At 70.1% G+C, this 12,757-nt stretch carries 12 protein-coding genes; 5 read left to right on the plus strand and 7 right to left on the minus strand.

From position 1 onward, the window contains the following. Positions 1-210 precede the first annotated feature (210 nt). The 3 genes from CLV71_RS47090 to CLV71_RS47100 are packed head-to-tail and all read right to left on the minus strand — an operon-like array spanning position 211 to position 3,755. The gene (locus CLV71_RS47090; RefSeq protein WP_133909506.1) at positions 211-1,428 is read right to left on the minus strand and encodes a hypothetical protein; all 1,218 of its coding nucleotides are present in this window, start codon (positions 1,426-1,428) and stop codon (positions 211-213) included. Between the two features lie 6 nt (positions 1,429-1,434). Continuing rightward, a complete protein-coding gene (locus CLV71_RS47095; protein ID WP_133909507.1) occupies positions 1,435-2,415 on the minus strand; it encodes a glutamate ABC transporter substrate-binding protein in 981 nt (326 codons plus the stop codon). Continuing rightward, a complete protein-coding gene (locus CLV71_RS47100; protein WP_133909508.1) occupies positions 2,412-3,755 on the minus strand; it encodes a hypothetical protein in 1,344 nt (447 codons plus the stop codon). Before CLV71_RS47100 ends, CLV71_RS47095 begins: the two co-directional genes overlap by 4 nt. Positions 3,756-4,034: 279 nt before the next feature. Here CLV71_RS47100 and CLV71_RS48300 point away from each other — a divergent pair, with 279 nt between their 5' ends. Beyond that, positions 4,035-4,178, plus strand: a complete 144-nt coding sequence (locus tag CLV71_RS48300; RefSeq protein WP_166664554.1) for a hypothetical protein — start codon at positions 4,035-4,037, stop codon at positions 4,176-4,178. 5 nt (positions 4,179-4,183) lie between these two features. Next, the gene (locus CLV71_RS47105; RefSeq protein ID WP_133909509.1) at positions 4,184-4,996 is read left to right on the plus strand and encodes an ABC transporter permease; all 813 of its coding nucleotides are present in this window, start codon (positions 4,184-4,186) and stop codon (positions 4,994-4,996) included. Between the two features lie 11 nt (positions 4,997-5,007). On the opposite strand, the gene CLV71_RS47110 is transcribed toward CLV71_RS47105, so the two are convergent. Together CLV71_RS47110 and CLV71_RS47115 are read right to left on the minus strand one after the other, a co-directional pair. Beyond that, complete coding sequence (locus CLV71_RS47110) at positions 5,008-5,664, minus strand: response regulator (RefSeq protein WP_208298075.1); 657 nt, start codon at positions 5,662-5,664, stop codon at positions 5,008-5,010. Then, the gene (locus CLV71_RS47115; RefSeq protein WP_133909511.1) at positions 5,661-6,803 is read right to left on the minus strand and encodes a sensor histidine kinase; all 1,143 of its coding nucleotides are present in this window, start codon (positions 6,801-6,803) and stop codon (positions 5,661-5,663) included. The genes CLV71_RS47110 and CLV71_RS47115 overlap by 4 nt, the downstream gene beginning before the upstream one ends. A 109-nt stretch (positions 6,804-6,912) precedes the next feature. Between CLV71_RS47115 and CLV71_RS47120 the strand changes: the two genes are divergently transcribed. Together CLV71_RS47120 and CLV71_RS47125 are read left to right on the plus strand one after the other, a co-directional pair. Continuing rightward, entirely contained in the window at positions 6,913-7,689 is a 777-nt protein-coding gene (locus CLV71_RS47120; RefSeq protein ID WP_133909512.1) for an ABC transporter ATP-binding protein, read from the plus strand. An 11-nt stretch (positions 7,690-7,700) separates the two neighbouring features. Further along, entirely contained in the window at positions 7,701-10,151 is a 2,451-nt protein-coding gene (locus tag CLV71_RS47125) for an ABC transporter permease (RefSeq protein ID WP_166664555.1), read from the plus strand. 750 nt (positions 10,152-10,901) lie between these two features. Here CLV71_RS47125 and CLV71_RS47130 read toward each other — a convergent pair. After that, positions 10,902-11,270 carry a VOC family protein gene (locus CLV71_RS47130; RefSeq protein WP_133909514.1) on the minus strand — a complete coding sequence of 123 codons (369 nt, stop codon included), beginning with the start codon at positions 11,268-11,270 and terminating at the stop codon, positions 10,902-10,904. A 60-nt stretch (positions 11,271-11,330) separates the two neighbouring features. Here CLV71_RS47130 and CLV71_RS47135 point away from each other — a divergent pair, with 60 nt between their 5' ends. Further along, positions 11,331-11,780, plus strand: a complete 450-nt coding sequence (locus tag CLV71_RS47135; RefSeq protein WP_133909515.1) for a MarR family winged helix-turn-helix transcriptional regulator — start codon at positions 11,331-11,333, stop codon at positions 11,778-11,780. An 80-nt stretch (positions 11,781-11,860) separates the two neighbouring features. On the opposite strand, the gene CLV71_RS47140 is transcribed toward CLV71_RS47135, so the two are convergent. After that, the gene (locus CLV71_RS47140; RefSeq protein ID WP_133909516.1) at positions 11,861-12,688 is read right to left on the minus strand and encodes a metallophosphoesterase family protein; all 828 of its coding nucleotides are present in this window, start codon (positions 12,686-12,688) and stop codon (positions 11,861-11,863) included. Positions 12,689-12,757: the final 69 nt, after the last annotated feature.

Genomic DNA, 12,757 nt, shown 5'->3' on the forward strand with positions numbered 1-12,757 from the left:
AAGGCGTCCGCTACGACGAGAACATTCACATTCGCAACCGCTCCAAGGCCCTTCAACCGCCCACAGCGGCCTGAGGTTGACAGAAGGTGTCTCATGACGCCACCTCGACGGCTCCGTGGCCTCGGAACGCTCCGCAGGCTCCGCTGCATCGACGCCATCCGTGGTCGAGGTGGCGTCCTGAACCTCGTTGTTTCGCTCCGCGAGCGTCGCTCATCCTCGGGTCCCCTCCTCGCGGGATTGCGTGCGGTCCTGGATCGCCTGGCGGTAGCGGTTGAGCGCGCGCGTCGCCGAGGGCAGGTCACAGGGCGCGGTGAACAGGATCTCGTGTGCCTCGTCGTGCAGGCGGGTCAGGTCGTCGTCCTCGGAGTGCCCGAGCCGCGCGGCCTTCACCTGGTAGGCCTCCAGCCGCCCGCGCAGCTCCGCGCGCCGGTCGAGCAGCCCGGTCATGGCACGGAACGCGGTCCGCGCCGTGTCGAGCGTGCTCGCCGCGAACCGGTCCAGCTCGTCGGTCTCCCGGGAGATCGCCGCCCAGCCCGCGGTGTCCAACCGGGACCGCAGGCGCTGGAGCCGCTCACGCAGTGCGGCCGAACCCCGGTCCGTCGGCTCCGGCAGCCCCGGGGAGGCGATCTTCTCCAGCACGGCGGTGTAGGTCTGGCGGGCCATGGCCTCCGCGGCCTCCACATCGGACAGTCGTGCGTCCAGTGCGGTCAGCCGCGACGCGAACTCGTCGCGGATCCTCGCCAGCTCCCGGAGCCGGGCCTCCAGCTCGGTCAGGCGGCGCTCGATGTCGGGGATCGCGTCGGTCGCATGCACGGTGAGCATGTCGGTGAGCACAAGCTCGCGGGCCTTCTCCAGGTCCCGCTTCAGGCTCGTGAAGTCACCCTCCCCGACCGACTCGGCGAGGACCGACACCGCCTTCATCCTCCTGTCCAGCGGATCGAGCCGGCCGACCGCGCTCGACCACGCCGACTCCGCGGCGGCCAGCACGGCGGTGACCGTGTCGAAGGCCTGCCTCATCCTGGCCAGCAGGTCGGCCATCGTGATCCGCTCGATCACCTGCGACGGCCCGGTCAGCCCGCGGCGCTCGATCGGGATGGCCTCGGCGTCCAGCTCCACGACCGGGCCGTGGAGGATCTGCGTCAGCTCCTCCAGTTCCTCGTCGCCCGGCCGCGAACGACGCGCCCGGACCTCCCGCGCACGGGTGACCAGGTTGCTGTAGGTCGTGTACTGCTCCCACAGCGTGGCCATGGCCGTGCTCGCCTCGGCCCAGCGCGTCGCCGTGCGGCCGGAGAGTGCGGAGTCACGCAGCAGCCGGTGGCCGGGATGGGCGTCCATCTCGACGAGTGACGCCGCGATCCGCTCGCTGTCGGCCTCGACCCGCTCGAGGGCGCGGTCGATCTCCTCTCGGCTCAGCACGGTCCCGCCCATCGGCACTCAGTCCCGGTACCGCGCGGGCGGGGGCGCCGGGCTGTCGTGGAGCAGCGGCTGCATCCACTGGTTGTAGATCTGCGACCAGCGGCCGTCGCCGCGCATCCGGTCGAGCACCGCGTTCACGAACCGCACGAGGTCGGTGTGGTTCTTCTGCATCGCGATGCCGTAGGGCTCGTCGGCGATCGGCTGCTGCTGGGGCACCACGGTGAACGGGTCCTGCGCGGCGAGCCCGGCGAGGATCGTGTCGTCGGTGGAGATGGCGTCCACCTGGTTCTGCTGCAGCAGCACCAGGCAGTCGGTCCAGCCGGACACCTGCATGCCGATCGGCTTCGGGTTCACGTTCGGCAGGTTCACGATCCGGGGGAGGGACGTGGAACCCTCGGTGGCGCAGACCTTCTTCCCCGCGAGCGACTGCAGGCCCTGGTAGTCGAACTCCTTCTTGACGAGCACCTTCTGACCCGCCTTGAAGAACACCGTGGAGAAGTCGACCTGCTTCCACCGGTCGCAGTTGGCGGTCATGGTGTGCACGACCATGTCGACGTCACCGTTCTCGACGGCGGGCACGCGCTGCGCCGACGTGAGCACGACCAGCTGGATCTTCGTCTCGTCGCCGAAGATGGCCTTGGCCATCTCCTTCGCGACGTCGAGCGCGAAGCCCTCGATCTGGCCCGTCTCCGAGTCGCGGTAGGCGAACTTGTAGGTGTTCTGGTCGACGCCGACCTTCAGCCTGCCACGCTGGTAGATCTGGGCCATCGTGGAGCCGCCGGGGAACGCGCCGGGCGCGGGCAGCGGACCGCTCGGCCGGTAGCTCGCGGTCGGGTCGCAGCTGTCGTCCACGTTCGGCTGCTCGATGGACCTGATCTCCTTGGCACCGGCGGGCAGCGGCTGGACGGCCTTCGGGTCCTGGCCTGCCACGGGGTTGGTCGCCGCGCCGCAGCCCGCCACGACGAGCACCACGGCGAGTACCAGCGTGATCGCCCTCATCGGTACTCCTTGAGTCGCTGCCAGATCCCGGTCGCCGCGCCTGCCGCCGTGACCAGCGCCAGGAGGATCACGCCGATCACCGTGCCACCCAGCGCACCGCTGGCCTGCGACACCTCGTCGTCGAAGGTCGCGGTGGTGTCCCTGATGGCACCCGCGAGTGCCTTGTCGACGTCGTCGAACCGGCCGGCCGCGGCCTGCCCGTCGCCCAGGGCCAGCTCGACCGCCTTCGGGTAGTCGCCGCCGTCGTCCGACTCGCGGATGTCGCCGTGCACGCGGTTCCAGGCGTTCTCCTGGTCGATCGCCGCCTGCACCTGCCGCTGGACCTCCGGGTCGGTGGCGAGCTCCTTCGCCTGCGGCAGCTGCCGGGTGGCGAGCTCCGAGCGGGTCCGCTTGTAGTGCTCCTCGAACTCGCTGCCGCTGCCGCGTGCGACGAGCGTGAGCGTCTCGTCACCGCGTGCGGCCAGCGCGTTGATCCGTGCCTGCGCGAGCACCGTCGTCTGGTCGGAGCCGTCCTCCCGGCTCGCGTGCACGTTCGCCATCACGCCGATGGTCGCGACGACCACCCAGACGAGTGAGACCAGGGCGGCGACGGTGGCGACCGCGAGCCCGACGTTGATCCGCCTGCGGCTGCGGCGGCGCACGAAGCGCTGCGCGTAGAAGAGCAGGACCAGCGTCGCCAGCCCGAGCACCACCTCCACGATCGGCCACGCCGTCGCGCTGTCCTGGTCCGCCTCGACCGCGGCGGCCTCGGTGGTGTAGAGGTCCTTCGCCGCGGGCAGCAGCTTCTCGCGCATCAGGGTCGACGCCTCGCGCTGGTAGGCGGCGCCGACGGGTAGGCCCTGGAGATTGTTGGTCCGCGCGGTCTCGACGACTCCCGTGTAGACGGACAGCTGGCTGGACAGGACCGAGAGCGGGCTGTTCGGGTCGGCGAGGTCGCGGGGCTCGCGTGCCGCCACGGCGATGGCGAGCGCGTGTTCGGCCTCGGCGATGTCCTGCTCGTAGCGGGCGCGCACGGACGCGGGCTCGACACCGCCGGAGAGGAAGGCGCCGTTGGCGGTCGCGTCGGCGTCGGAGAGTGACCGGTAGAGGTCCTGTGCGGCGTCGCTCAGCGGTCCGCTGCTGGCCGTGAGGTTGTCGAGTGCCGAGGACCTGCTCTGCACGCTGACCGAGGTGAACACGCCGACGAGCACGCTGACCAGGACGAGCGCGGCGATGAAGCCGATCAGCACGCCGGGTGTCGTCCTGGACAGCTCACGCAGCTGCGCGACGCGGCCGGGCGGCTCCTCCGGAACCGGTGCCTGCTGGACCCGCACCGGTGGCGGTGCGGTGGGAGCACTCATGACGCGGTCCCCCAAAAGATGATCGACACCGAGATGAACCTTTCGCACCCGTTCCCCCGAACGTGATCGCCAGGGTAGCTGGGTCGTCGCAGGTGCAGGGCCCCAACCGTCGGAAACTGCGGGTCGCTTGACAACAGTTGCGTGAACCTGCACCCTTTCACTAATCCATTAGTGAAAGGGTGTTGCTTCGTGTGGGACTCAGGCTCGACCGCGGCTCCGGCGTCGCCACGTACCTGCGGCTCGTCCGACCGAGAGGTGGACTGGACGCAGAGGACGACGATGCCGCACATCGTCGTCGGTGCGGTGACCCCGGGCGAGGGGAACGTTACGGTTTTCGGCGGAGTCGAGGACGCGCTGTCCCGCGTGCGGTTCCCGGCCGAGGACAAGCCGGTCCACGACGGCTTCACGGTGGCGGGGAGGTGATGGCCATGGTGTGGGTGACGTGGCGACAGCACCGCGTGCAGCTGCTGACGACGGTGGCACTGTTCCTCGCGCTGGTGGTCTACATGTCCGTGCTCGGCGCGGACGCGGCCGCGCTACTGGGCTGGCTGCCGGTGGTTCCGGTGCTGGTCGGGATGTTCTGGGGCGCACCGGTCCTGGCCCGTGAGTTCGAACAGGGCACCCACCGGCTGGCGTGGACCCAGTCGGTGCCCAGGAGCCGCTGGGTGACGGCGAAACTGGTGCTGCTCGGCACAGTGGTGACGTTGCTGGGACTGGCACTGGGACAGGCGGTGACGGTGTGGACGAGCAACGTGGGCGCCGACCGCTTCGGTGACTCCGCACTGTTCGGCGCCACGGGTGTGGTGGCGGGCGCGTGGTGGCTGTTCGCGTTCCTGCTGGGCACGGCAACGGGTGGGGTGATCCGCCGGGTGCTCCCGGCCCTCGCGGTGACGCTGGCGCTGTTCCTGGTGGTGCTGTTCGGCGTCTTCGACGCGAGAGCGGGCTACGCGGAACCCGTTCGCGTCGTGTCGGACACCCCGGTGGCGGCGGGAACGCTGCCGACCGGCGCGGCGTGGGTGTCCAGGTCGGGCGAGGAGGTCGTCGACCCGCCGGAATGCGCGGGAGTGGACCGGACGACGTACCTGGACTGTGTCGGCAAGGCCGGCTACACGGAGGTCCAGTACTTCCAGCCGGCCGACCGCTACTGGCGCTTCCAGTGGACGGAAACCGGGATTCTGCTGCTCGCCGCGGTTCTGCTGACGGGCCCGGTCGTCTACCGGGTGATGAAACGCCCGGTATAGCCCCGGAGGACTCACCCTGCCTTGACGACCCCCGACTCGTAGGCGGCGATCACCAGCTGGGCCCGGTCCCGGGCATCCAGCTTGTACAGCAGCCTGCCGATATGGGTCTTGACCGTGGCCATGCCGACGTTGAGCCGCTCCGCGATCTCCGTGTTGGATAGCCCTCGGGCGATGAGCAGCAGAACCTCCAGTTCCCGCTCGGTGACTCCGTGGAGCGACACGTCCCCGAGCGGGAACTCTGGCCGCCGGGTGAACTCGGCGATCAACCGCCGGGTCACGGAGGGCGCCAGCAGTGCCTCACCGCCTGCCACGACCCGGATGGCGCCCAGTAAGTCCGAAGGCGGCGTGTCCTTGAGGAGAAAGCCGCTGGCCCCGGCCCGAAGCGCCCCGTAGACGTACTCGTCGAGGTCGAAGGTGGTGAGAATCAGCACCCGGACCCCGGAGGTGGCCGGGTCCCCGCAGATGAGCCGCGTGGCCTCGATCCCGTCCATCTCCGGCATCCGCACGTCCATCAACACCACGTCCGGCAGCTCCCGTGCCGCGAGCTCGACCGCCTCCTTCCCGCCGGACGCCTCTCCGACGGCCGTCAGCCCGGGTGCGGTCTCCACGAGCACCCGGAAGCTTCCCCGCACCAACGCCTGGTCATCCGCCACCAACACCTTGATCACCTCGGCAGCACCGCCGACACGCGCCATCCACCCTCGGCACGCGGCCCGGCCGAGAACGTCCCCCCGTACACCGCCACCCGCTCCCGCATCCCGATCACCCCGTGTCCTCCCTGCCCCGCCTCGACCCGTGGGCCGTCGTTGACCACCTCGATCCCCACCTTGTCGTCCCGCACCGACAACGTCACCCCGCACCGCGTGGGCGCCGCGTGCCGGACCACGTTGGTCAGCGCCTCCTGCACGATCCGGTACACCGACAGCCCGATCCCCTCGGATAACCCGTCCGTGTCATCAAGTTTCACCGACACGGTGACCCCCGCAGACCGTGCGCGATCGACCAACGTCGAGATCCCCGCGGGCCCCGGTGTCGGGGTGAACTCCACACCGTCCACTTCGGAACGCAGGACCCCCAGCAGGTGACGCATCTCGATCAGCGAGCCGCGGCTCGTCGCCTCGATCACCCGCAGCGCCTCGTGTGCCTCCGAGGGACGCTGCTCCGCGACGTGGTTGCCGATGCCCGCCTTCACCGCGATGACGGTCATGCTGTGCGCGACTATGTCGTGCAGCTCGCGAGCGATGCGCAGCCGCTCCTCCGCGACGGCCTGCTCCGCCTGCCGCGACGCCGACTCCTGCGCGTGCCGCCGCCGCTCCCTGGTCGCGAACCCCAGGGTCCACGCGGTCAGCAGCTCGAGACTCGAGAAGGCGATCCCGAACAGCGTGTCCCACCACGGTTCGACGCCCGAGCCCAGCAGCCGGTGGCCGAGCGTCACCACCACCAGCATCCCGACGCAGGCGGCGAGTGACACCGTCGACCGGCGCCGCGGTGTGTCGCTCGCGACGAGATAGAGCACGAGTGCCACCGCCGTGATCGGCGCCCCGAACGCCACGAGCGGGATGACCCCGCTCACCACCGAGAAGGCCGCCCCCGCGGTGCTCGCCATCAGTGCGGGCAGCGGCATCCACCGCCGCAGCGCGATCGGCCCGGTGATGACCGTCGCGACCAGGAGCGACACCCACTCCGGTTCGACGACGGTGGCGCCGGGGCCGGTGTCGATGGCCGCGTAACCCACGAAGGCGAGCATCGCCACGGCGACGAAGATGTCGACGAGGATGAGGTACGTGGAGCGGACGAGGGAGAGCACGTGCCGACGGTAGCTGGCGGGTGCCGCTGAGCGCGTCCCACCACGGGTGGACCGGTTTCCGGCCCTTCCTCGAACCGTGGTGGGAGACGGAAGTCCGTACCGTGGTCCGATGTGGACGTGGTCGGATTCCGGCACCGTTGACGCCGTGCAAACGAATCCAGCCGCACGTGCTCGAGCACTGACCAAGGTCCACGGCACGGGAGACTCCCGTGTCGTCGCGCTCGACCACGTCGACGTCGACTTCCACACCGGAAGGTTCACCGCTGTCATGGGCCCGTCGGGCTCCGGCAAGTCCACCCTCATGCACTGTGTCGCGGGCCTCGACGCGCCGACGAGCGGCACCGTGTTCCTGGGCGACGCGGAGCTTTCGGCCATGCGTGACGACCGGCTCACCGCGTTACGCCGGGACCGCGTGGGCTTCGTGTTCCAGGCGTTCAACCTGTTACCGACGTTGACGGCGTGGGAGAACATCACGCTGCCACTGGACCTCGCGGGCCGCGCACCGGACGACGCGCTGGCGAAGAGGATCATCGACGCCGTCGGGCTCGGGGACCGTCTCCACCACCGCCCGAGCCAGCTGTCGGGTGGCCAGCAGCAGCGGGTGGCGTGCGCCCGTGCGCTGATCACCGGCCCGGACGTCGTGTTCGCCGACGAGCCGACCGGCGCGCTGGACTCCTCCTCGTCCGCCGATCTGTTGGGCCTGCTGCGCACGAGCGTGGACGACCTCGGTCAGACCGTCGTGATGGTCACGCACGAGCCTGCGGCCGCCGCCTACGCCGACCGCGTGCTGTTCCTGGCCGACGGCCGGGTCGTGGACGAACTGGCCGCGCCGACGGCGGACCGCGTCCTCGACCGCATGAAGAACCTCGAACGGGTGACGATCTGATGCTGCGTGCGATGTTGCGCGACCTCCGTGCCCACGCGGGCCGGATCGCGATGACGCTCGTCGCGATCGTGCTCGGCGTGACGTTCGTGGTCGCGACCTGGGTGCTGTCCGACTCGACGGCCGCCTCCCTGACGAGCGGGGACACGAGGTCCTCGGTGGACGTCGTGGCGCGGGGCACCACCCCCGAGCCGGTGCTGGACGAGGAGGACCTGTCCCGACTCGCCGCACTGCCCTCGGTCACCGGTGCCACCGGCGTCCTGGCCGCCCGGGCGGCCCTGGTCGGCGCGAACGGCAAGATCGTCGCCGGCTCGCAGGACCGGGCGGGCACGGGCTGGGACCGAACGGGGCGGTTCGTGCTCGCCGGCGGGCGTGCGCCGACCGCGTCCGACGAGGTGGCGCTGTCCTCCTCGACGGCAGCGCGGGCCCACCTGCGGGTGGGTGACCGGGCGACGGTGTTCCTGGTCGACGGCCGGGAGGTCCACGCCAAGGTGGTCGGCCTGTTCGACTACCGGACGTTGGGGGTGGAGACGGTGCCCTCGGTGGCCTTCGCGCAGCCGACCGCGCGGTCGCTGCTGGGTACCGCCTACGACCGGATCGAGTTACGCGGCACCGGCCTGGTGCCGGAGGTCCGGGCAGCGGTCGGCCCGAGGGTGGAGGTGCGGACCGGGGCGCAGCTGGCGACGGAGGCACGTGACGACGCGTCGGCGGCGGCGGAGTCGACCAGGGAGTCGCTGCTGGTGTTCGCGGCGGTGGCGTTGCTGGTGGGGATGTTCGTCATCGCCAACACGTTCACGATGCTGGTCACGCAGCGGGTGCGGCAGTTCGCGCTGTTGCGTGCGGTCGGCGCGACCCGACGACAGGTCAGGCGCGCGGTGCTGCTGGAAGCGGGTGCCCTGGGCTTCGTGGGCGCGACGGTCGGGGTGGCGTTGGGCATCGGCCTGGGGTTGCTGGGCATGTCCGCCTTCGCCCCGAGCGACGAGCCCGTGACCTACGACGTGTCGCCGACGGCGATCCTGATCGGCTACGCGGTGGGCATCGGGGTGACGGCGGTGGCCGCGTACGGCTCGGCGCGCCGCGCGGCGGCGGTGCCACCGGTGGCGGCACTGCGGACGGACGCGACCCCACCACGACGGTCCGGGGTGATCCGCACGGCAGCGGGAACGATCCTGTTGGCGGGCGGCGCGTTGACCGTCGTGTGGATCGCCGGTCCGGACCTGGACACGACCGAGCGCGTGCTGTGTGTCGGCGGGGGAGTGCTCGCGTGGCTCGGCGTGCTGTTGCTGGCGCCGGTGTTCGCGACCGCGGTGCTGACCCCGCTGGCACGCGTGCTGGCCCGCCGGGGCGGCCCGGTGACCCGCATGGCGACCCGCAACGCGGTGCGGGACCCACGCAGGACGGCGGCGACGTCGTCGGCGCTGTTGGTGGGCCTGGCGCTGGTGTGCGCGTTCGCGACGCTGGGAGAGACCATCGTGTCGATCTCCGGCGCCGCGGTCCGCGACATGGTCCCGGAGGAAGCGACGATCCTGCGTTCGGCATCGGGCCAGGACCCACTGGGCACGGACGTACTGGACCGTGTGCGCGGCACGCCGGGTGTGACGGAGGTGGCGGCGGACCGCTACGCGATAGTCCCGATAGAGCACGGGGGAGGCACGTCGACATCGTCGATCTCGGCCGTGGAGCCACGAGGGTTCACGCACCTGCTGACCCCGAAGATCACGGCGGGATCGCCGGACCTGCGCCGAGGCGTGGTGATGGACGCCAACCAGGCGGCGATGATGGGCGTCGCCCTGGGCGACGACATCACCGTGACCTTCCCGGACGAGACCCGGGTGACGCAACGGATCACCGGCCTGATCAACACGGTGGAGGGCCAGCCACTGATCTATGTGGACGTGGCCAGAGCCCCGACCGCCTTCCGGGACAAGGGAGTGACGTCGGTCTACGCACTGGGCCCCGACCCGACGGCCGTACGGCGTGCACTGGACAGGGCGTTCGTCACCCGCCCGGACGTGTTGGTAACCAACAGGGAGGAGGTGATCGCCACCGAGTCGGCCGACTTCGAACTGCTGCTGTCAACCATGTACGCGATGTTCGGCGCGGCCATCGTGATCGCGGTCTTCGGAGTCGTCAACACCCTGGCGCTGTCGGTCACGGAACGAACGAGGGAACTGGGCATCCTCCGAGCGATCGGCGCATCCCGTCCCCTGATCCGCAGAACGATCCGCCTGGAGAGCGTGGTGATCTGCGCCTACGGCGGCGTCCTCGGGATAGCGGTAGGCGTCCTGTTCGGCGCGGTCATGCAACACGCGATGCTCGGCAACCCCCTTCTGGACATCGAGATCCCGACCGATGTCATAGCCATCGCGCTGGCAGGCATGCTCTGCGTGGGTGTCCTGTCCGCCCTGTGGCCGGCCCGCCGAGCCGCGAGAACGGAGGTCCTGACCGCGATCACGACCGACTGAGCCTGGCTTTCTCGATCCGGCGCGGCCCGTACCTCTGGAAGCTCCGGGGCGGCGGGGCGGGGTATGACCGCCGGTCTCGATGGAGGATGCCGGGTCCATGGTGAGGACAAGGCTTCCCGCCCAGGCCACCACAGCGGACGGGCGCCCCGGAGGGACCGTGCAACCGATCTCTGAGAAGGCCTTCTGCGGTCGAGTTGGGAACAGGCTTCTCGATCCGCTCGGGCCTTCGGGGTTGTCAGGTGGTGGTGCGCATTGAGTCCCCTCAACCTGGTGGTGGCGGCGTAGGGAGTGGGAGCGACCTGATGCCCGGCCGCACGGCCGGGACCGGTAACGCCCCGATCGTGGCCGGATGGTCGATCACCACCAGAAGCGGACCATGTCCGGCGAGATTGTCGGACAGCACCGCGGGTTCGGCTCATGGTGGGCAGCGGTCGGGACCGACCGCACGTTGGGCGTCCTTGCCGACGTCCACACCCGGGAACACCCGGGACCGCTGCTCATCCACCGTGCCGATGGGTCGCCGCGACGGGGTCACCGGGTCGGGTATCGATGGCGGGCAACCCACGCCACGACGAGACCTATCCAGTGGTGGCCGTGTCCTGTCGGCGGTCCCTCGAAGGCACTGTGCCCGGTGATACCACCCGGGATCAGGGGTTCGGCTTCATCCTGGCCGGGCTTGCGGTCAGGCTCGCGTTAGGCGGCCGGGGCTTCGGCCTTCAGGCGCGGTGATCGTCCGGTGTCGTTGGCCTGTCAGGCGTGGTCGTGGAGTGTGACCTGGTAGCCGTCTGGGTCGGCGAAGGTGAATGTCCGACCGAAGGGGCCGTCGATCGGTGCGGAGACGATGGTGTGACCGTCGGCGGCGAGAGCGTCGTGAATGGCCTGGACGTCGGTGGCGTGGAACCAGATCGCGGCGCCGATGCCGGGCTGGGCGACGGACGACAGATCGGTGCCGGGAACGACGTCGCGGAGTGCGAACGCGATCGGCTTCGTCTCGAAGACGACGGCGTGCGGGGGGCCGGCCTGCGAGCGGACCAGGCCGAGGTACTGCTCGTAGAACGCCTGCGAAGCGGCGAGGTCGCGTGCCTGGAGCGAGATGAAGTCGGGTCCGGTGGCTGGCATGATGCTCCTTCGTTACGTGTCAGATTCCTGACACGCGTCAATGTATGTCAGAATACTGACATGAGTCAAGACGGTGTCGACCTGGAGACGTCACTGGGCTACCTGCTGAAGGAGGCGTCGAGTGCGCTCCGCGTCGCCATGGAGGAGGTGCTGCGACCGCTCGGCATGACCGTGACGCACTACTCCTGCCTCGAACTGCTGGCCCAACGACCGGGACTGTCGAACTCCGACCTCGCGCGTGGCGCCTTCGTGACACGGCAGTCGATGAACGTGCTGCTCCAGGCCCTGGAACGAGAGGGCTACGTGACCAGACCCACGGAAGCCCCCGTCGGGAAGGCCCTCCCCACGCGGCTCACACCTCGCGGCCGACGCAGGCTCGAGAAGGCGACCGTGGCGGTCCGGTCCGTCGAGGTCAGAATGCTCGCCGGGATGACCGAGGCCGAGCAGTCGGCCGCGTTCCGGAGCCTGCGGAGCATGACCCGGAACCTGCGCGACAACGACGCCCCATAGCTCGTGAACTCGGCCCGGCGGTCTACGCGCCTTCGCCCTTTCGAGTGATCACCACGGGGCGACTCTCCAGGGCGAAGGGATCACGCCGTCGGGAGAATGCGCCTCGGCAGTTGCGGCGGGTTCTTCCTCGGACGCCACTCACGGGGGTAACCCAGCGACACCTCCGTGAAGGGCACCCCGTCATAGGTGGTCGCGCGGGGGATGTGCAGGTGTCCGTAGACCATGGCCGCCGTCGGGTAGTGGACGTGCCAGTCCGCCGTCAGGTTCGTGCCGCACCACTGCGCGAACTCCGGGTACCGGAGGATGTGCGTCGGGTCGCGGACGAGCGGGTAGTGGTTCACGAACACCATCGGCACCGACTGGTCGCACTCCTTCAGGCGGCGTTCCGTCTCCGCCACCCTGGCCCGGCACCAGTCCTCGCGGGTGGGGTACGGGTCCGGGTGGAGCATGTACTCGTCGGTGCACACCACGCCCGTGCTGTGCGCGTACGCCAGCGACTCCGTCTTGTTGGACGTGCCCTCCGGACGCCACGTGTAGTCGTAGCCCAGGAACAGCGGGACGACCGTCACCGGGCCGCCCTGGCCCCGCCACGTCGGGTACGGGTCCTCCGGCGTGACCACGTCGAGGCCGCGGCACATCTCCACCAGGGCCTCGTAGCGCTCCACGCCGCGCAGCTGGACCGGGTCGTCCGGGATCGTCCACAGCTCGTGGTTGCCCGGGACCCACACGACCTTCGCGAAGCGGTCGCGGAGCAGGCCCAGTGCCCATTCGACGTCGGGCATGCGTTCGCCGACGTCGCCGGCCACCAGCAGCCAGTCCTCGGGGGTCTCGGGTTGGATGGACTCCACGATCTCGCGGTTCTCCTGGTAGGAGACGTGCAGATCGGATACGGCCGCGAGATTGCTCACCCCCGCACCCTAACGGTCGCCATATCCCGGTTGCCCTACCGTGCAGACGTTGGTGCCCGCTTCGCGAGT

It is taken from the genome of Actinophytocola oryzae (genome assembly GCF_004364325.1).
In the GTDB taxonomy this organism is placed as follows: Bacteria; Actinomycetota; Actinomycetes; order Mycobacteriales; family Pseudonocardiaceae; genus Actinophytocola; species Actinophytocola oryzae.